17 protein-coding genes are annotated in these 19,577 nt (G+C 37.3%); 8 read left to right on the top strand and 9 right to left on the bottom strand.

Going from position 1 to position 19,577, the window contains the following annotated elements:
• The first annotated feature begins 290 nt into the window (after positions 1 to 290).
• From I3259_RS05900 to I3259_RS05890, 3 genes are all read left to right on the top strand, one after another.
• Positions 291 to 1,205, top strand: coding sequence for a DUF808 domain-containing protein (locus I3259_RS05900; RefSeq protein ID WP_238028767.1), 915 nt, complete (start codon positions 291 to 293; stop codon positions 1,203 to 1,205).
• Positions 1,206 to 1,393: 188 nt separating this feature from the next.
• Positions 1,394 to 1,864: a glycine zipper 2TM domain-containing protein gene (locus I3259_RS05895; protein WP_238028766.1), complete on the top strand. Its 471-nt coding sequence runs from the start codon at positions 1,394 to 1,396 to the stop codon at positions 1,862 to 1,864.
• Positions 1,865 to 2,409: 545 nt separating this feature from the next.
• Positions 2,410 to 3,696: an MFS transporter gene (locus tag I3259_RS05890; protein ID WP_238028765.1), complete on the top strand. Its 1,287-nt coding sequence runs from the start codon at positions 2,410 to 2,412 to the stop codon at positions 3,694 to 3,696.
• 148 nt (positions 3,697 to 3,844) lie between these two features.
• Here I3259_RS05890 and I3259_RS05885 read toward each other — a convergent pair whose 3' ends face one another.
• The 4 genes from I3259_RS05885 to I3259_RS05870 all read right to left on the bottom strand — a co-directional run bounded on the left by I3259_RS05885 (position 3,845) and on the right by I3259_RS05870 (position 9,818).
• Positions 3,845 to 6,115, bottom strand: coding sequence for an Ig-like domain-containing protein (locus tag I3259_RS05885; protein ID WP_238028764.1), 2,271 nt, complete (start codon positions 6,113 to 6,115; stop codon positions 3,845 to 3,847).
• 244 nt (positions 6,116 to 6,359) lie between these two features.
• Positions 6,360 to 8,339 (bottom strand): flavohemoglobin expression-modulating QEGLA motif protein, encoded by a 1,980-nt coding sequence (locus tag I3259_RS05880; protein WP_238028763.1) that lies wholly within the window; start codon positions 8,337 to 8,339, stop codon positions 6,360 to 6,362.
• Positions 8,326 to 9,351 (bottom strand): glutathione synthase, encoded by a 1,026-nt coding sequence (gene gshB, locus I3259_RS05875; protein WP_238028762.1) that lies wholly within the window; start codon positions 9,349 to 9,351, stop codon positions 8,326 to 8,328. Before gshB ends, I3259_RS05880 begins: the two co-directional genes overlap by 14 nt.
• A gap of 113 nt (positions 9,352 to 9,464) precedes the next feature.
• Entirely contained in the window at positions 9,465 to 9,818 is a 354-nt protein-coding gene (locus I3259_RS05870; protein WP_238028761.1) for a DUF413 domain-containing protein, read from the bottom strand.
• Positions 9,819 to 10,037: 219 nt separating this feature from the next.
• Between I3259_RS05870 and hdfR the strand changes: the two genes are divergently transcribed.
• Together hdfR and I3259_RS05860 are read left to right on the top strand one after the other, a co-directional pair.
• A complete protein-coding gene (gene hdfR / locus I3259_RS05865; RefSeq protein WP_238028760.1) occupies positions 10,038 to 10,898 on the top strand; it encodes an HTH-type transcriptional regulator HdfR in 861 nt (286 codons plus the stop codon).
• A gap of 227 nt (positions 10,899 to 11,125) precedes the next feature.
• Positions 11,126 to 11,287 (top strand): hypothetical protein, encoded by a 162-nt coding sequence (locus I3259_RS05860; RefSeq protein ID WP_198038485.1) that lies wholly within the window; start codon positions 11,126 to 11,128, stop codon positions 11,285 to 11,287.
• A 90-nt stretch (positions 11,288 to 11,377) separates the two neighbouring features.
• Here the strand turns inward: I3259_RS05860 and I3259_RS05855 are convergent, their stop codons facing one another.
• Positions 11,378 to 11,824 (bottom strand): hypothetical protein, encoded by a 447-nt coding sequence (locus tag I3259_RS05855; RefSeq protein ID WP_045083102.1) that lies wholly within the window; start codon positions 11,822 to 11,824, stop codon positions 11,378 to 11,380.
• A 321-nt stretch (positions 11,825 to 12,145) separates the two neighbouring features.
• Here I3259_RS05855 and mrcB point away from each other — a divergent pair, with 321 nt between their 5' ends.
• Positions 12,146 to 14,500 (top strand): penicillin-binding protein 1B, encoded by a 2,355-nt coding sequence (gene mrcB, locus I3259_RS05850; RefSeq protein ID WP_238028759.1) that lies wholly within the window; start codon positions 12,146 to 12,148, stop codon positions 14,498 to 14,500.
• Positions 14,501 to 14,607: 107 nt separating this feature from the next.
• On the opposite strand, the gene I3259_RS05845 is transcribed toward mrcB, so the two are convergent.
• The 3 genes from I3259_RS05845 to I3259_RS05835 all read right to left on the bottom strand — a co-directional run bounded on the left by I3259_RS05845 (position 14,608) and on the right by I3259_RS05835 (position 17,992).
• Positions 14,608 to 15,660, bottom strand: coding sequence for a succinylglutamate desuccinylase/aspartoacylase family protein (locus I3259_RS05845; RefSeq protein ID WP_238028758.1), 1,053 nt, complete (start codon positions 15,658 to 15,660; stop codon positions 14,608 to 14,610).
• A gap of 352 nt (positions 15,661 to 16,012) precedes the next feature.
• Complete coding sequence (locus I3259_RS05840; protein ID WP_238028757.1) at positions 16,013 to 17,338, bottom strand: peptidoglycan DD-metalloendopeptidase family protein; 1,326 nt, start codon at positions 17,336 to 17,338, stop codon at positions 16,013 to 16,015.
• 348 nt (positions 17,339 to 17,686) lie between these two features.
• A complete protein-coding gene (locus I3259_RS05835) occupies positions 17,687 to 17,992 on the bottom strand; it encodes a hypothetical protein (protein ID WP_238028756.1) in 306 nt (101 codons plus the stop codon).
• A gap of 189 nt (positions 17,993 to 18,181) precedes the next feature.
• Between I3259_RS05835 and I3259_RS05830 the strand changes: the two genes are divergently transcribed.
• Complete coding sequence (locus I3259_RS05830; protein WP_238028755.1) at positions 18,182 to 18,622, top strand: bifunctional diaminohydroxyphosphoribosylaminopyrimidine deaminase/5-amino-6-(5-phosphoribosylamino)uracil reductase RibD; 441 nt, start codon at positions 18,182 to 18,184, stop codon at positions 18,620 to 18,622.
• Between the two features lie 110 nt (positions 18,623 to 18,732).
• On the opposite strand, the gene I3259_RS05825 is transcribed toward I3259_RS05830, so the two are convergent.
• Positions 18,733 to 19,047, bottom strand: coding sequence for a cation diffusion facilitator family transporter (locus I3259_RS05825; RefSeq protein WP_238028754.1), 315 nt, complete (start codon positions 19,045 to 19,047; stop codon positions 18,733 to 18,735).
• A gap of 287 nt (positions 19,048 to 19,334) precedes the next feature.
• Here I3259_RS05825 and I3259_RS05820 point away from each other — a divergent pair, with 287 nt between their 5' ends.
• On the top strand, positions 19,335 to 19,547 hold the full coding sequence (locus I3259_RS05820; RefSeq protein ID WP_238028753.1) for a hypothetical protein: 213 nt from the start codon (positions 19,335 to 19,337) through the stop codon (positions 19,545 to 19,547).
• The last annotated feature ends 30 nt before the right edge of the window (positions 19,548 to 19,577 follow it).

Here is a 19,577-nt window from a genome sequence, read left to right as displayed (position 1 = left end):
CCATTCTGCTTTATAGCGACTTTAATTGAAAAGGATAATCTAGTGCGATAAAAAACGCTGATTTTTATTTTGGTGGTATAGGCAGTATAATGCTTAAAGTTTGTTGAATGAACATTTCATATGGACTGTTTGTGGTCATTATCGTAGATGATTTACGGTTGATGGCTACTTATATCAATTGTGTAAAACGGAGAAGGCTAAAGTCAGCATTAACTGTTTTACAATTAACATTATATTTTTAGTTTGTGTATTTAAGAGTAACTAGCTCTTAATGGAAGGAGTAGTAACCTGTGGCAGGTGCAAGTTTATTAACTTTGTTAGATGATATCGCGACCGTATTAGACGATGTTGCTGTGATGACAAAAGTAGCAGCACGAAAAACAGCGGGCGTTTTAGGCGATGATTTAGCACTGAATGCCCAACAGGTAACGGGTGTACGTGCTGAACGCGAAATTCCTGTTGTATGGGGAGTCGCAAAAGGCTCGTTTAAAAATAAGCTTATATTAGTTCCCGCTGCGTTATTGATTAGCGTAATAGCCCCTTGGTTGATTCAGCCTATGCTGTTATTAGGCGGTTTATTCTTATGCTTTGAAGGTGTAGAAAAAATCGTTGAAAAGTTATTTCATTCTAACGCGAATACTGAAGATAAAGTTGATGTGTTAGCGCAAAGTGATGTCGATATTGCGGAATATGAAAAAGAGAAAATAAAAGGAGCAATACGTACTGATTTTGTTCTTTCTGCTGAAATTATCGTGATTTCTCTAGGGGTTGTGCAAGATCACCCATTTTTAACTCAAGCAATCGTGGTCAGTGTTATTGCTGCGGTGATGACTGCTGGTGTTTATGGCTTAGTTGCAGGTATTGTGAAACTCGATGATGCAGGGCTATATCTTGTAAATCATAGTGAACAAGCAAGCTTGAAACACCGCTTTGGTTCTCTATTAGTGAACATGGCGCCTTATCTTATGAAGGTTCTGGCTTTTGTTGGCACAATTGCGATGTTTCTTGTTGGAGGTGGTATCGTCGTACATACATTACCGCATTCTCATGAGATCATTGAGCAGGTTGTACAAGCTGTAAATTTCCCAGGTTCAGCATCTATTCTTCCTCCCTTCATCAATGGTGTCGTGGGAGTGATTGCGGGCGCAGTTGTTGTTGCAGTAGTGACTTTAATTCATAAAATTTGCGGTAAGAAAGCGCATTAAATTAAGTATATTTACTTTTTGAAGAGAAAGTTAGTGTGAAAGGCTGACTTTTTCTTCTGCTAAAAAGCTGTAACATGTTGTTTTAATAGTCCGTTCAGTGTGAATACAGGATTTGTAAGCAAAATGTTAATTTAACGTCCAAACTTATATCGTTGTAATAGCAGATTGCTTTATTGACGGAGGTTACATTGAAAAAGTATACAGTAGCATCTTTATGTCTAGTAGCAGCACTTGGTGTATCCGGTTGTGCGCAAAACCCATATGGTAATGCTTATGATGTCGGTGAGGCACGCACAGTACAAAATGTATTAACCGGTACAATTACCAAATTAGATGCCGTTACAATGAGCGGTGGTGGTGAAAGTACTATTGGTACTATTGCTGGTGGTGCCATTGGTGCCATTCTTGGTTCGAAAGTCGGTGGTGGTAGTGGTTCTGATATTGCAGCAATTGGCGGTGGTTTAGCCGGTGCCGCTTTAGGTAATAAAGCGGGTGATGCGGTTAGTAAACGTAATGGTGTTAATATCGTGATTAAACTCGATAGTGGAAGAACGATTGCTGTTGTTCAAGAAGTTGATCCAAATATGATTTTTCGTGTAGGTCAGCGTGTTGATATTTACCAGCAGGGTAGCACAACGCGAGTTGTACCCGGCAACTAATCACTGAGAACTAAATATCTATAAATTAGAAAGGCAGCCAACCAGGCTGCCTTTTTTATATATTGAATAATATTAATTGAATAAAGATTTAATAAGACTCAATCATTATTCTATTTTTATTTTTGTGACTAATTATTGCTTTTAGTTTTAACTAATTGTGACTATTTATTGATTATCATACAATTGTAAATAAATTTAACACGATAATATATTCGCTATATTAATGTTTTTCTTCATTTATATTGGCACTATTTATATTGATATCTGTTAATGTAACAAAAAAAATGGTTTTAATTAATTTTTTCTTATTCTGTTAATATTAATATTATTAGAGTACTGTTTTTATTTATCGATATTTACAGGTTTTTATCTTGTTTTGTTGTTGTTTGTTGTTATTTTTGCCTGGTCTTATCAGTTAAATCTTCCGTAATCATAATATTTGTTTTAATGGTTAAAAATACAGCAAATAATTAAATTGTAAGTAAATATTTCAAAGGGTAGGCTTTCGAACACTTTAAAAAATTTAATTCGTAAGTATTTAACCTATGAGTAACAGTAAATTAGACGAAACGTATAAGCGTCTACGTTGGCAAATTATTATTACTACTTTCCTGACGTATACAGTAATGTATATCTCTCGCAAAGCATTTGCTGCTGCCGCGCCATTATTAATGACCGATCTGGGAATGACAACGGTTCAATTTGGCTTAGCATCCTCTATTTATTATATTTTATACGGTATTTCCAAATTTAGTTCAGGCCTTCTTGCCGATAAAATTAACCCACGTTTATTCCTTGCACCAGTACTTGTTGTGATTGCCATTATCAACGTTGGTATTGGTATGACAGACAGTGTCACCATGTTGTTGTCGCTATATTGCTTAACTGCTGTTGTACAAGGTTGTGGTTTTCCACCGATTGCAAAAGCGATCAGTCAGTGGTATTCGAAATCTGAGCGTGGCGGTTGGTATTCATTATGGAATACGTCACACAATGTTGGTGGTGCCTTAGCGCCATTAATTGCATCCGCTGTTATCGCTTACACAGGGAATTGGCGTTACGCATTTTACGTTCCTGCTGCTATTACCGCAGTACAAGCCATTATCGCGGCTGTGCTGATGCGTGGTAAGCCTGAAAACTACGGATTACCTAATGTTGGTGTATGGCGTAACGATACTAAGCAACTTGAGATAAACAAACGTTCTGAAGCTGGCTTAACAATGTGGGTCATGTTTAAACGTTATATTCTAACTAATCCTATTATTTGGTTAGCAATTGGTGGTGATCTTTGTATCTATGTTATCCGCACGGTTTCAAGTGACTGGGTCAGTGTTTACTTTGTTGACGTATTGCATTGGGATTTAGTTAAAGCAAACTCTCTGGTGGCATGGTTTGAAGCTGGTGGTATTTTAGGTGGCCTAACATCCGGTATTATTTCTGATAAATTCTTCGGTGCTGATCGCTGGAAAACCATTTTAATTTATTGCTTTGTCTTAATTGGCGGTATGGTGGGTGTAGCATTTACATTGCATATTAACTATATGCTGGTGGCATTGTGCTTCTTTATCATTGGTGCGGGTATTTATGCTCCTCAAATGTTGTTTGCTTTAGGTATTATTGAAGCCTCTCACGCGGATGGCGCAGGTGCAGCAACAGGTTTAAAAGGTGGGGTAACCTATATCGGTGCAGCGCTCGCAGGTGCGCCTATTGCGATGATACAAACAAGCTACTCATGGAATGGAGTATTTGTTCTGCTAGCTGCGATCGCAGTGGTATTGGTGTTATTGACCTGTACGATTATACGGGTCGATCGTAAACGCTTACCGATGTAAATCACGAAGTAAAAATAAAAAATACCCTTAAACTTAGATGTTTAAGGGTATTTTGAAGCAATAATTGGATCGTTCCATTGATCATTTCATTTCTGGCTTAACACCTTGTTGTTAACCATCTAGTTGATTTTTGTTATGACCCTAATAATTATTGAGCATAGTATTTGCTCTCTAGCATATTTTGATACATGTTTTTTGTATTATTTGCCGGGTAACTATATGAACTTGGAGTTATAGATTCTTCCATTTGTATGGTTGGATCATAAGCTCTAAATTCATTCACATCGTTAATGGAGGCTGTCCCCTCTTCATTTACGATGATATCGAAGACATACCACCATTTCTTACTATTATCTTCTTCTGCTCTCTCTGGTGGTGTGTAAATATAACGTTCTTCATTAAGAACTAGTTCAACACGAACTTCATTCTGACTTATTTCACCCAGTCCTGAGAAATGGTTTACAGCGTATTGGTACCTACCTGGTAAAGGAAAATGAGGGAGCGTAATAATTTCTGGACCGAAACTACTCGTATCATCGACATCAAGGTGAAGTGTTGTTACCTTCTCTTCCGTTTCAATGGTTGCTTGTTTATTACGATAGTAAATATGGAACTGATTAATATCTATCATATCGATAGGGCCATATAAGTGGCTATCTAGATCACTAGGATGCTCTTGCCACGTCAATGTAATTGTTGATATTGCTGCATCAAGAACTAAACATCCATTTTCTGATAAGTCGGCATTATCTATTTTATCTGATAGATTGATGACTTCTTCATTGTCTGTGTCAATTTTATGGGTTCTACTTAAAAATTGGTTGGCTGCAGAAATTAATACTTCACTGTCTTTTCTCGCGTTTACAGAAAAGTGTCCATCTATATCGCTAATAGCTGAACTTGTGCCATTATAGTTTTTACCTTCAGTCTTAATTCTTGCATTTGTCAAAGGTACTAAATCCGGAGAAACGACACAGCCTTCAATACTAACGGTATCCATGATGAGGTCTGCATTCCAAGTTGTAAAGTGAGAAACACTTCCGACGTAGAATAGACCATCATCGGATAGCGTTGCTTCTCCTTCTTCAACCCAAATACCTTGTTCATTATCAAAATAGAAAAGAGGGATTATTGTTGGAGGATTTGTACCTGATACTGGAATGCGAATTTCCGCCACTTTCCCATCTGCTAATTGTAATAATTCGCCATTTTCATCGGAAAAAGTTGCTGAAATAGCACCAAAAGACTCAATAGGGATAACTTCACCCTCTGAAGTTTCTGTAATCATTTCTCCAGGCATAAGATCAATATCAATACGAGGATCTATAATAAACACTTCCGTCTGAATATTGTCGTTGACAGGTTGATTATTAGCATTAACGAAACTATTTTCAGGTAATGAAATAATAATTGGCGACTCAGGAACTGAATTATCGATGACTAAATTTTTTATTTCTGTATTTGAAAATGTTTCAATAAGATGTGCTTTGGGTAATAGTACATCAATATTTGATGAGAGTTCTTGGTAATTAATAGAGATTGCACCTTCACTATAATTAGTGCTGTCAGCTGATATTGTTAATGGTGATTCTTGATCTAAATTAATATCGGCCACGGAAAATTTAAATGAACCATCAGCATTCGAAGTCGTTGTAGCTAAGGCTGTATTATTTTGCGATAGCATTAAAGTCCCGTTCTCAATAATATCACCGGTGTGATAGTCTTTTAAAAAACCATTAACAGGATAATAATATTCAGATAGCTTAAACGTTATGGATGCAGGCTGTACGTTATCTTCTAATCCATCGGAGACTTGTATTTGTACTGAGTGGTCTTGAGATGTTACTGCTGTCGATTGAAAACTATACAAACCAGTATTAGAAATAGTAGCATTTTCTGGACCTGTAATAATTTCATAATGTAAATCTGAACCATTATTTTCATCATCAGGATCGGTCACATCGAGTTGAATAGTCAATGTATTATTTGATTCTACTGTTTGATCCGGAACGGCAGTTATTACTGGTACATCGTTTATAGGTGTAATATTTAATGTGAATGATTGGCTTATGGTTTTTTCACCATTAAGATTAACTTTAATAGTAATTTCGCCTGAAGTTAAGACCCCCTCTTTGGGTGTCCATGTTACTAAACCCTCACTAGAAACAATCATACCTTCTGCAAGGTTTTCACCAGTAAACACGATTGAATCAGATTCTAGTTTATTTGTTGTTAACTGGTATGAAAAGGGAATATCTTCCGTTGCAGTTGTAGGTGCTGATGAAGTAATACTAAATTCATTATCGCGAGTATTATCTTTAGCATCATTTGTATTATTGTCCGAATCAGAATTACAACCACTTAATCCAAATCCCATAGATATTGCAAGTAATAAGTAATAATAATTATTTTTTTTCATGATCTTAGCCAATTGAAGAATGAATAATTATTATTATTTAACTTGTTATGCTGGTTCAAATACTGTTGTAGTAATATTTACTTATTGATTAATTTATCAATTTAGTTTATCTACCATAATTTTTTATGATTATATATATATATACTATTTTTATATTTAATAAAAAAATAAAGCACTAGGTTTTAATTTTCTAGTGCTTTTTATTACTATTGTTTTTATTCGAGTTACTTCACAATAATCGTTATCAACGAATCGAGTTAAGCATAAATTCCATAACGGGATCGATATCCGCATCTATCTCTAGTGCTTTTGGTAAGTAATCGGGTTGTTTTAAGATCCCACGCTCGATAAGTTCATCAAGCAGGGGCTTAAATTCAAAGCCAGTTTTACCAATAAATAACGATGTTAGATCTTCATTCTTATATGCCTGAATCGCATCTTTTAGGCCGCGAAGATATAAGAAATCTTTAGTGAAGCCGCCACCACGATAAACACGTGCAGTTACGGTAAAGGCTTCGTCATTACTGATGCCATACTCATGTTTTAAACTATTAAAACAATCGTTAAAGCTATCACCATTGACCATCATCTCTACAGCCACAACACGCAACGCCAATGTTTTTAGGCGATGTAATGGGAAGCTACCTGATAAGTGCTCACAAAGAATCGCAAGGCCTTCTTGTGTATGCGTATTACCTGGTAAACCCAGCTGTAGGATCTTTAATGGTTGACGTTCAGCATTCACAGACGTGACTAAGTGCACACCCAGTTCGTGATGAATTAACGCATCCAAATCACCTTGTGTAAAACGACTGTTTGGGTTCACCTTGATCGTTTTACCACTTACCATTGCTCGTGCGATTAGCTGCTTAGAGGATACGACTTTACAAGGAATATCGTACTCTTTCGCCGCTTCTTTAAATGCTTCTATTGCTTCATTGGCTGTGATTGTTGCAGGTTGCTGCTCTTTGTACTCACAAGCATGAAGAATAAATTTTGCATTAGCAATATCACGCTCATCAGGCTGACCGTAGTAACGTAATGAATTATATAAGAACTCATCAGTACCAATACTACAAAGTAGATCAATACGTACCGCTAATTGGTCAATAACCTTGCGATACATTTTTTGTACGTCAGCATCACGGATACCTTCTACAGGTAGCCGGTAAAGTTGCTCTCGGAACTTGTATGGATCTAAATCAAGTTGACGATAAGTAAACTGTGGCTGATAGCTATGCGGCTTACTTAAAAAGCGTCGTTTTTCTTGCTTAAGGTTAGTTGGGTTGATGTAGCTAAGCGTATTGATACCACGAGCAATACGATATAGCTGACGATCCAGTTTAATCACTTCTTTCGACAAATTCGAAGCAAGCAGATCATTACCGGTTAAACCTTTGGCTTTTGTGCGTTTAGTGATCGTGAAAGCAGCATGTTCCGTAATCACGGTTTTCATGGATTCTTTCAGTTTTTCAATCACTAATGGGTACGCTTCGCCGCCTTCTTCATTCATGAATACTTTTTTAACTTCAATCGGTAAGATTAATGTATTTTTAAAGTTTTCTTTAATGAAAGTAGCTTGGTAACCCAAGCCTTTAAAGACATCATTTTCTAATGCTGTTACTTCAAGGTTGGGTAGTTCAATGCTATTTAACCCTTCAAGCATGACATCAATTTCTTTACGCCAACGACGACAGTTAACCTGTTTAGTACCCACATTGAATGTTGGTGTTTTTTCGTCGATACGTTGGTAGTTATATGAATGGATGTCATATAACAAACATAAGCCGAACTCTTTTTCTAACGTTTCAATTAAACATTTAAGAATACGATAGTAGCGGTTATGTTTTTCATGTGTTATTGCACGCTCTTCTACCGTTAATGGCTCAAGCCATACATTTTTACCCCAAGCATCATCATAGATACAGTTGCTTGGTTCACGGTTAAGATCGTATTCGTAACGTGAATCTTCACCTTGAAGAATGATTGGCAAAGATGAAATAAAATCGCCAGTAAATGGATCTTCTTCAAAGTAGCGCTCTTCTTCTGTCAGCGCACATTTTTCCTTTAACTCGCCACGAAGATTGTGTCCATGATGAATAGCGGTAGCAATATAAGGCTGATATTCGCTAACACGAATCGTCAAGCTACCATCATCAAGTTTTGCTTCAAAGGGAGTTAGGCTGCGGATTTTCTCCAGAACCTCTAACTCAGTAAGCAGCATCTGCAATCACCTTTCGAAAATCATTTTTGCGTGCAATGCCGACTTCTTTCGCCATTACTACGCTCTCAGCAAAATCCAGTACATTACGTTGAAGTTTTACACGGTTCAGGCGGTTGATACGGGTAATACCACCTGGGCTTAATACGTTTACTTCAACCAATTTACCGTTAATTACGTCAAGTCCGACAAAATACAGGCCATCGCGAACAAGCTTAGGACCAATGTGTTTACATAGGTTTAGCTCTTGCTTTGTCAGTACGTGTTTTACTTCACGGCCACCGGCATGAATGTTTGAACGTACATCACCTTCTGCTGGTACACGGCGCATTGCACCGATAGGTTCACCATTAAGCAGTAGAATGCGAACATCACCTTGTTCTGCACCTTCGATGTAATCTTGTAAGATCACATAGTTTTCATCATCACCAATGTAGAAATCAAGTAATGACTTCACGCTTGATTTTGCGCTCTTTTCAACCAAGATAACGCCTTTACCACCGTAACCATTTAGTGGTTTTAGGATCATGCGATCTTGGGTTGATTCGTCTAATACACGCTCTAAGTATTCACGGTTCTTTGATACGTGTGTTGCTGGAATATATTCATGGTTTGGATCGGGTAATGATGCTGTATATAGCTTGTTATTAGCCACACGTAGACCATCAATATCATTAATAATGAAAGTATGCTCACGCACAGAATCTAAGAAATTAAGTGCCATGGTATCTAGTGGTGGGTTAGCACGCATAAAGATAACATCAAAGCCCGCCAACGGTAGTTCAGCTTTGTTAAATTCAGCTTTACGGTAAAAGCTTGGAATATTGTTTGATACATCACCTTTTTTTAATACGTTACAGAATGCAATAGCCATGCTGTCACGCATAGTTAAGTTACTTGGTGTTGTAATAGCAACCGTGTGGCCGCGGCTTGCGGCTTCATGGATCAGACGTAGTGTGGAGTCGTTTTCGGCTTCAACTTTGTCCCACGGATACATAACAAAACAAATTTTCATAGCTCTACCAAGAAAGTGCCTGTTTTACAGGCTATTAAAAAGAAATAAGCCATCGCACAAGAGTGGGATGGCTTCATTGTTACTCGATTAACAGAGGTTAGCCCTCTAAGTGATTAATAGTCTAAATCGCTATCACTACCACTATCGGTATCATCATCGTCGCCGTATGCACCATTGCTGGTACGTTGTGACACGCATAATGTATAACTGCGTGCTTTATGAGTGGTATGGTTCAGGTATTTTAACCAACACTTACCAAATTCAGACATTGCTGCTTGTTGACCTAACACTTCAGCAAGGAACTGAGTTTCAGACTCATCGATTGGCTGCGTAGTCCCTTCGTGTAGAGCACGCATAATACGTCCGTAATTTTCTAAGACGCTGGCCTCACTAATCGTGAAAACCCCCGAGCGATTAAAGCCACGTGGGAAATTTTTATCGTCGTAAAATTTACCTTCACTTCTCATTCATAAAGTCCTTGATGTGATTTGCGGTGATATTTATCCAGACTTGGCGAGTTGTAAATCAAACAATTTTCATTGTATCTATGAATTTTTTTAATCAATTAATGCCCTAAATCATCATATCGTTTAAGATCGAGATTAAGCTCTTGCTAATTAGATATATAATGCTTAAATAGCCCGATAATCACGCAATTTATCCTTCTTATTCTTGAGAATTTCGCAGTGGATACAGAATTACTAAAAACATTTTTAGAAGTAACTAAGACTCGTCACTTTGGCCGTGCTGCTGATAATTTATATTTAACTCAGTCAGCCGTCAGCTTTCGTATTCGACAACTTGAGTCTCAGCTAGGTAACCCGTTGTTTTCTCGTCAACGTGGTAATGTCCATTTAACGGCTGCTGGTGAGCGTTTACAGCCTTATGCTGAAGCTATTTTGCAAACATGGGGACGTGCGAAACAAGATGTTGCATTAACAGATAGTCTCAATACCCAATTAGCTATTGGTGCATCTCCTTTATTTTGGGAGTTTGATGGGATTTCTGATTGGATTAACCATATTTATGCCAGTATGCCAGGGTTAGCATTACGCTTAGAATCTGTAAAACGTGAAGGGATGGCAAAACGCTTGTTTGATAAGAGCATCGATCTCTTTATTACCAGTGAGCCACCTAAAATTGAAAATCTTAATGTACGCAAAGTAAGAGACTATCAATTACAACTTGTTACCAATAAAAGTAATTGTAGTTTGCATGATACCCGTGATATTCCGTTGGTTTTTTTAGATTGGGGCACACGTTTTTCCGTTGAGCACAGCCGTATTGCGGAATTGCAGCGAACACCAATTATGCATACACATTCTGTTAAAATGGCACTTGATTATATTTTAGCGAATGCTGGGGTTGGTTATCTGCCATCACCTGTTGTCGAAAGCGCTAAAAAAGAGGGCTTGCTTCATTTGGTGGAAGACGCGCCAGTTATGGATCAAAGCTTGTATTTAGTATGGCGAGAAGATAATGAAAAAGAGGACTTGATCAACGCTTTAGTTGAAGTTCCATTCAATAATGTGATCGAAAACAATTGATAAGATTTTTTGCAGATGTTCAGTAAAATATCTTGTTGTACAGATAGCGAGTTCCTGAATTAGTCTTAGAAAAAATACGAATTAAGCAATAAATCAAGTGGAAAACAAACAAGGCAGTTGTCACTGATTTTACAAAAAAGCGACGTATTTTTGTCACAATAGAACATTAATATTGCCTGTGTTCTATTTATTAATTACTTACTCTGGATGTAGTTCAGGAATCGCAAATGGCTAAGTTAGACCAAAAGTTTCACAAGGGCAGCAAATCAAAATTCAACTCAGAATTTAATGATGATTTTCAAGATTTGAATCAATCTCGTAACAAAAAGAAACGTCGTATGACACGTTCACGTTTTGAGAGTCCGGAGTACAGCGATTTCGATTATTAATAGCATTTAGTATCGGCAATAAAAAATAGAAAGAAGGCGTATCCTAAGGGTACGCCTTTTTATTTAGCTTATTAATTATGAGAAGAATGGTTATTTTTCTTCGCTTAATGCAGCGTAACGATGAAGTAATTCTGTCAGTACACTGATCCAACCAAATGCGTTGTCAGGCGCATTGGCTAAAATCTTTTCAACTTCAGCACAGTGCTGTTCTAATGTCACGGCTTCTTCTAGCTGGAATGAAATAGCGTAAAAATGCCAAAGAATTAAACGTGTCATACGCTCAACATTTTGCTTAGCGTTATCTGATTCTGAAAATGCTTCTTTGACTTCACCCAAAGCAACCGCTGTCATGCGTAGCATTGCATCAAATTGTGCTGATTTGAGGCGCTCTTCACTATCTACTTCTTCTTGTTCAAAAGTGAATATTTCCTGCATTACATCTTCCGGCACCATGCGGCTGATCACGCGTAAGCTAAATTCTTCAAGCTCATGGCGAGGCATTGTTAATAGGCAGTTTAAAGTATAATCACGTTGCATAGCTATCTCATGGTACCTGTGCCCGATCGGAATTGATCGCTGGCTTTCTTAAAGACGTTATTGTGGATGATTAATAAATAAATTGCGACCCAAAGCATCATGTTGATCATAATAAAATAATGTTTTTTGCCAGTGTTAATGAAAAAATCATACAATATAGAACTGACATACGGATGACATGATCATTGAAAATTACGATTATGTTTATCTTAACTATATTGCTTTCTATATAAGGTAGTAATTTAATAGTCGGTTTATTTTTATCTTATTGTTTAATAATTAAACAGTAGTTAAACCGCTGCTGTTAAATTGGAAAAATGAATGACATCAAATAATCAACAGTCTGATCATAAACAGGATAATACAGCAAAGTCGCAGCCATCATCTGGACGTAAACTGATTAAGCGCAGCTTGCTTACGGTTGCTGTTATTGGCGGTTTAGGTATGGCTTATCTGGGTAATAACTTAAACCAAACCATTAGTGAAAAGTTTGCCGGTCAATTATGGCAGTTACCGTCAGTCGTCTATGCTCGTGAACTTGCACTTCAACCTGGCGCACCAATTAGCTACAACTCGTTAGTTAATGAGTTAAAAGTATTAGGCTATCAAAAAGTATCTGAGCCTGATCAAAGTGGTGAGTACAAAGCAAATGGTTGGTCTGTTGAATTTGTTCGTCGACCATTTAACTTTAAAGAGGGTGCAGAAGGCGCTCGTCATGTTGTTGTGACTTTCAATAGCGAAGGGATCAGCCAAATGAAGGATTTAGACTCGAATAAAGAGCTCGGTTTCCTTCACATGGATCCCCAAATGCTGGGTATGCTAGAAGCGAAAAACGACCAGCAACGAATTTATCTCCCAGAAGATAAAATGCCTAAGCTATTAGTCGAAGGTCTTGTTGATACTGAAGATCGTCATTTCTATGAGCATGATGGTATTTCTTTAGTGGGTATTGCACGTGCGTTTGTCGCTAATATCAAAGCTGGTCACACCGTTCAAGGTGGTAGTACGCTAACACAGCAACTTGCTAAAAATATGTTTTTATCGAGTGAGCGCAGTTTATGGCGTAAATTTAAAGAAGCCTATATGGCAATTATCATCGATTATAAATATGGTAAAGAAGAAGTGCTTGATGCGTACATGAATCAAGTCTATCTAGCCCAATATTCTGGTCGTGGTATTCATGGCTTTGCTTTAGCATCTCGTTATTATTTTGATCGCCCATTATCGGAATTACGCTCTGATCAATTAGCACTATTAATTGGTATGGTAAAGGGTCCGTCTTATTATAATCCGTGGCGTCACCCTGAGCGTGCTAAAGATCGTCGTAATGTGGTATTAAAAATCATGTTCGACAATAAGTTATTGACTGAAAAGCAATATCAAGCAGCAATTAAATTACCATTGGATGTTCAATCAAAAGGGCAACTTGCAAAACGTCAACCAGCATATTTTGATCAACTTAAACGTGAATTAGAGCAAAAAGTAGGTGATGCTTTTGAAGAAGGTAAAGGCTTACGTTTGTTTACCTCGTTAGATCCTCAATCACAAAAGTTAGCTGAAGAATCTGTGAAGAAAATGATCCCGTTAGTTGAAAAACGTGCGGGTAAAGATCTACAAACGGCAATGGTGATTGCTGATCGTACAACTGGTGAAATCCGCGCTATGATTGGGGGAAGTAACCCTGATTTCCCTGGGTATAATCGTGCGATTAATGCACAACGTCAAATCGGTTCAGTCGTGAAACCTTCTATTTACTTATCAGCATTAGAAGAGCCTGAACAGTACACGTTAGCAACATCATTAAAAGATCAGCCGCTTTCTATTAAGATGCAAGATGGGGCGGTATGGAATCCTCGAAATTATGATCGTAAATATCGTGGTGAAGTGCCTTTATTTGTTGCATTAGCGAAATCATACAACGTCCCGACGGTTAATTTAGGGATGGCGTTAGGTATTGAGAAAGTCTCTAAGACGTTGACAAAGTTAGGGGTGCCATTTGAAGAGATCCCTCAAGTACCTTCATTATTTTTAGGTTCAATTGCCTTGTCGCCGCTAGAAGTGACACAAATGTATCAAACCATTAGTAATAATGGCTACCTAGCACCATTAACAGCATTAAACGCCGTGGTTGATGAGGATGGTAAAGTGCTTTATCAAAATTGGCCTAAAGCTTCACCGGTTGTGCCAAGTCAAGCGGCATGGTTAACCATGTTTGCACTGCAAGATACGGTAAAATTTGGTACTGCTCATTCACTGAATAAATTGTTCCCAAATAGTCACCTTGCAGGTAAAACGGGCACGACGAACAATGGTAAAGACAGTTGGTATGTTGGTATTGATGGACGTGAAGTTGTAACGGTATGGATGGGGCGTGATGATAATAAAACCGCTCACTTAACTGGTGCAACAGGTGCATTGCGTTTATATACAGATTATATTCAGCATCGTAAACCTGAACCGTTAGTTTTAACTCAGCCTTCTGAACTCGAAGGAGAGAAATATACGGTGGCAGCGAACGGTACGTATGTTGAAGATTGTTTTGGTACAACAAGAATGCCAATTTGGGATCCGAATGGTGATCTTAAACAAAACTGTCAGGTACAAGCAGTGAAACAACAAGCGAAAGAAGTGCAGAAAAAAGTCGAAGGTTTCTTTGGTAAATTGTTTGATTGGTAAAGATATTTTTTTGCCGTTATTGGCTTAATATAAAAATGAAAGGCTAAGTGTTCGCACTTAGCCTTTTTTATACTTGTGTGTTTTATAATGAAGCTCTAATAGCTAAATTAGTTTGTCATACCCCATTTTAGCTCATCATCTAATTCTTCGATGGCATCATCAAGGTAACTTTCCACTTGCTCTTCAACTAAGCCATCAGGCTCTTCAAAGAAAGCAACATGGAAAATAGCATCACCTTCGTTAACTAAAGGCAATGTTTGCTGACCAATTACGATCCCACCTTGTGGAGCAATAACAGGTGCTTCACTGCTACCTGCAGGATCGCTAATAGTGGCGATGACTTGATCTTTCGATACCTTCTCACCCAAGGCCACATGGGATCGAAGCAAGCCATCATAGTCGGCACGAATCCAACGGGTTGCTTTTGGCACCATTGGTTCAATAACTTTTTTGCTACGGCTAGTGCGTAGCATATTTAGATGGCGCATTACCTTCAATACGCCTTGAACGCCAGATCCTACTGCATGTGGATCAAGACGTAACGCCTCACCTGCCTCAAATGTGATCACGGGTATGTTAAATTCTTCAGCAGCTGCTCGTAATGAGCCCTCACGCAGACTAGCATCAACGACAACGGGTGAACCAAATGCCATAGCCATCTCTTTAGCTAATGAATTTTCAAGGTTAGCTCTAATTTGAGGTAAGTTAGTACGGTAAATAGCCGCCGTATGTAGATCGATAACATGAGATGCACGACGAACCACTTGATTAAAATATTGGTAAGCCATACGGCCTGCAATTGAACCACGTTCAGAACCAGGGAAACAACGGTTCAAATCTCGACGATCAGGTAAGTAGCGAGACTTATGAATAAAGCCAAAAACGTTAACTACAGGTACCGCAATAATTGTTCCGTGAAGTTTATTTAAATCTATTTTTTCAATAACTTGACGTACAACCTCAATACCATTCAGTTCATCACCATGAATAGCCGCATTGATTAATAAGACGGGACCTGGGTGTTTACCATGAAGGATATCAACGGAAACCGAAAGAGGTGAGTGAGTATAAAGACGAGCAATTTCTAATTCACAATTAATGTGTTTGCCTGCATCAATCGATAAGCCGGCAAATTCAAAAGGTGGCGTTTTCTTAGCCATAGATACTTCCTGTATTCGGTAGTGTATATAAAAGTAGAACGTTGTTGAATGCCGATAACGCAAGCAGGTCAATCATGGCGCATACAATGGCAAAAGAATAAGCGTAAATTCATTTGATAAATAGATAACATTGTCACAAAAATAATGATGGATGCCGAGTTAAATGTTTCTAAATGTATATTTGTTGTTATATAAAGTTGCAAATATCGTAATGTATGGCTTTGATTAGAGATTTACCCTTGTTACAGGTGTTTGCTAGTGGGTTGTTATATTTGAATGAATAAAAAAGCACTTCTAAAAGAATAGAAGTGCTTTTCGTTTATTACATGATGATTGAGTTAAAACTATTCTATTATCTTTTCACAATTGCGATTTGATTTTTATCTTGTTCAATAGATTGTTTCATCAATTTATTATATTTAGCGACCTGAGTTTCGAACTCTTTCTTCTCTTTACGAGGAACAGATGCAGCCAATGGGATATTTGCTGTCATTGGGTTTACTGCTTTTCCTCGAATTAAGAATTCATAGTGAATGTGTGGACCTGTTACACGGCCTGTGCTGCCTGATAGAGCAATTTCTTGACCACGTTTAACATGTTGACCTTTTTTAACCAAAATGCGGCTGTTATGTAGGTAACGAGTACTGTAATTAGCACTATGTTTAATGACAATATAACGTCCTGCATAAGGGTGATTAGTCACTAATGTTACAACACCATCACCTGTTGCAAGTACCGGTGTACCAGATGGCGCGGCAAAATCAACACCATTATGTGGTTGGCGACGTCCTGTTACTGGATGAATACGATTTGGGTTAAATGGTGAACTGATACGGAAATGCCTTGATGCCGGATAAGGGTAACGAAGGAATGCTCGTTGTAAGCTATCGCCATTTTGGTCATAAAAATTGCCATCAGAGTGTAAATAGGCTGAAATTAGACGTTTACCGGAATAAATACGAATCGCTTGTAATTCGCTATCACCGGTTGCTTGGTTTTTTATGTATTTACGTTTGGTGACAACTTCAAAAAGATCACCCGCTTTTAAATCTCGATTAAAATTTAGTTTATCTTTTAATAAAGACATGATTTCTTGAGTTTCACTGTGTGATAACCCTGCTTTACGTGTAGAAGCACTGAAGCTGCCATGAATTTTTCCAGTTGCAACCGTTTCACGCCATACCCCTGGTAATGTAATTTCTTTTACGTCGAAATCGCCATCTTTAGTACGAATATAATCAATACGTTGCGCTAAACTAAACTCAAGCTCTAACTTATTGAGTTTGTGATCGCTTTCATTAATCCAAAAACGTAATGTATTACCAGGCTTTAGTTTATCAATTTGAAGCGTGTTTAAATCGGCTTCCATAATCGATTGAACGTCAGAGTAGGGGATAGACATCCGCGAAAAAATTTCACTTAACGTATCACCTTTTTGGATCTTATATTCGTAAGTTGGTGGTAAGTCGACCGTCTTTTTCATCGCTTTTGGCGATAGTGCGGGCAGTACAACTTCAGGTGTGGTTGAAATGGGGAGTTGCACTTCCATCTGCTTATGGGATGTGGATGTTGTATTGATAGATAAAACCGCAGCGACGGTGATAAGAGAAATACCGGCAAGGCTAATATAGCGAGAATTAATAAGTTTGCTCAAGATTGTCGTTTTTAACGTAGACATAAATCTGGAATGCTCGTCAGTTTTTTATTTTTAGTGAGTGCGTAATGCACTAGCTTATTTTTGCGAGGATGTATAAAAACATAGCTTTTCTGAACCGTAAATGAACTAATGTCGCGATTACTAATTGAGCAGTGTATTTTTGTTAAAAGTAGATAATATCTTGAATAAATGACTTATTTTACGATGTTTTATATATTTACTGTACAAATGCTAGACATTGTTTTGATTAATTATTAACAGGTGATACGGTCTTAAAAAATTGTTGTTCTGTTGATAATAGAATATTCGATAAGGTATTTATTAAAAGCCCAAGATTGAATGATTTAAAACTTGGGCTGATAGATTAGATTATTTATTCTTATGTTCTTCTCGGTAGCGGTTGTTACTTCTACTTAGTCGTGTGTCTTCCCATCGCTTTCTTTCTAAATGCCCTTCTTTGTGCCCTGTAGTTGATAGATAATTATTATTATTGATTGCAGTTAACACATGGCTTTGTTGTAGCTGATTGGTATTTAATTGCTGAGTGTGGTCGAGGTATTTAATTGTATTGTCTGTGATAAGTTGGCTATATTGCGATGAATGATTAGTAATAGCGAAAGCTGATAACGAATGCAGTGTTAATGATAAGACTAGAGTCGTGATAACGCGTTTCATGGTCTTTCTCTCAAGATTTAGAAGGATACAGTAAACGATATTTCCGCTGAATTAAGAATGATGGAGGTATTCATATTTCATTCATAATTAAATGACATTAGATTAAAAATAAATACGTTATTTTTCACAAATGCTTTTTTTTATGTTTCAGCATACACTAGATGTTTTACTCGACGGTGTATTGAAACCATGAACCACGATTTTCAAGAACAAGCATTTATGATGCGTGCACTTTTATTATCTCATCAATCATTACCAGCCTGTCGCCCGAATCCTCCAGTAGGGTGTGTATTAGTTAAAGATGGTGAGATTGTGAGTGAAGGATTTACTCAGCCGCCAGGGCAACACCATGCTGAAGCGATGGCGCTAGCTAATTATCATGGTTCTTTTACGAACGTAACTGCTTATGTGACATTAGAGCCGTGCTCTTTCGTCGGACGTACTCCTTCTTGTGCACATACATTGGTTGAATTAGGTGTTAAGAAAGTTGTGGTTGCAACACTGGATCCAGACAGCCGTAATAGTGGTAAAGGTATCGCGGTTTTAAAAGAGGCGGGTATTGAGGTTGAAGTTGGGCTTTGTGAAAATGAAGTGTTAGATTTTATTGAGCCTTACTTAATTAAAAATTAATAACATAAATAGAAAAACCCAATTAATAAAAATATACTTTCATTAATTGGGCTCTTAATATTTTTATATTATTCTTATTTAAATAAGAACTTTATCTCAACTAAATAGTATTATTTAGTTGATGTTTTGTGGTGTAAACGAGATGACTCTTTATGGTCATGCTCTTTAGTCTTATGATGACGATGTTCATCATGTTCATGACGATCGCCATGAGTTTGTTCTGGGTGCTTATGACCTACAGGATCACCGCCATGTTGTGTATATGGGTGACTTTTCTCATGATCACGCATTTCATGATGATCACGGTTATGTTTATGCTCAGCACCGTCATCATAACGACGTTCCATTTTTTCATGTTCGAATTCAGCGCCATGTTGATGACCGCCTTGTGAACCTTTGTGCTCTTGACTATTAAAATGTGCCATAACTAAATCCTTTGATAAACAGCGTTAAAAATAAGTTGGTGTCTGTCTATGGATTTAAATTTACGCTTATTTTAAATTTGAACAATACACGTTTTTATAATCAAAAGTTTTATTTTTGGTAATTGCTGATATAACGAAATAGGTATATTAATTTAGCTTTATTCATTTTAATTACTAAATCCTCAAAGTAATAAATCAATTAATCGTTACATTTATCAACAAAATAAAATTGTCAAAATATGCAACTTTGACATAGGGTGCTTAAAGGTCTAATCAGAGCTTAAATTATGTTTTTTAACACCTATAAAACCACATCACAATCAGTGTTATCTAATGAAGATAAAATCAACCTAATCAATGATATAAATGGATTGATAAGCCAAAGATTTGCAGGTAAAGGGATTAAATTAATTAAAGATTTATCAACGGAAGGGCACTTAAAGTTGCGCTTTGAAGTGAATGGAGAAGAGCTATTACAGGTTAATGTTTCTAATCAGTAGCTTTGAATATGTAACATTTAGTACATTTTA

This window comes from Photobacterium sp. Ph5, from assembly GCF_022129445.1.
GTDB lineage: Bacteria > Pseudomonadota > Gammaproteobacteria > Enterobacterales > Vibrionaceae > Photobacterium.
This window is presented reverse-complemented; position numbering and strand designations above follow the sequence as displayed.

What these genes read in the sequence shown, in the direction of transcription:
- I3259_RS05845 (WP_238028758.1), bottom strand. Translation starts at nt 15,660, where the DNA reads ATGGCTAAGAAAACGCCACCTTTTGAATTTGCCGGCTTATCGATTGAT.
- I3259_RS05820 (WP_238028753.1), top strand. Translation starts at nt 19,335, where the DNA reads ATGTTTTTTAACACCTATAAAACCACATCACAATCAGTGTTATCTAAT.
- I3259_RS05840 (WP_238028757.1), bottom strand. Translation starts at nt 17,338, where the DNA reads ATGTCTACGTTAAAAACGACAATCTTGAGCAAACTTATTAATTCTCGC.
- I3259_RS05870 (WP_238028761.1), bottom strand. Translation starts at nt 9,818, where the DNA reads ATGAGAAGTGAAGGTAAATTTTACGACGATAAAAATTTCCCACGTGGC.
- I3259_RS05825 (WP_238028754.1), bottom strand. Translation starts at nt 19,047, where the DNA reads ATGGCACATTTTAATAGTCAAGAGCACAAAGGTTCACAAGGCGGTCAT.
- I3259_RS05830 (WP_238028755.1), top strand. Translation starts at nt 18,182, where the DNA reads ATGAACCACGATTTTCAAGAACAAGCATTTATGATGCGTGCACTTTTA.
- I3259_RS05890 (WP_238028765.1), top strand. Translation starts at nt 2,410, where the DNA reads ATGAGTAACAGTAAATTAGACGAAACGTATAAGCGTCTACGTTGGCAA.
- mrcB (WP_238028759.1), top strand. Translation starts at nt 12,146, where the DNA reads ATGACATCAAATAATCAACAGTCTGATCATAAACAGGATAATACAGCA.
- I3259_RS05885 (WP_238028764.1), bottom strand. Translation starts at nt 6,115, where the DNA reads ATGAAAAAAAATAATTATTATTACTTATTACTTGCAATATCTATGGGA.
- I3259_RS05860 (WP_198038485.1), top strand. Translation starts at nt 11,126, where the DNA reads ATGGCTAAGTTAGACCAAAAGTTTCACAAGGGCAGCAAATCAAAATTC.
- gshB (WP_238028762.1), bottom strand. Translation starts at nt 9,351, where the DNA reads ATGAAAATTTGTTTTGTTATGTATCCGTGGGACAAAGTTGAAGCCGAA.
- I3259_RS05835 (WP_238028756.1), bottom strand. Translation starts at nt 17,992, where the DNA reads ATGAAACGCGTTATCACGACTCTAGTCTTATCATTAACACTGCATTCG.
- I3259_RS05880 (WP_238028763.1), bottom strand. Translation starts at nt 8,339, where the DNA reads ATGCTGCTTACTGAGTTAGAGGTTCTGGAGAAAATCCGCAGCCTAACT.
- I3259_RS05855 (WP_045083102.1), bottom strand. Translation starts at nt 11,824, where the DNA reads ATGCAACGTGATTATACTTTAAACTGCCTATTAACAATGCCTCGCCAT.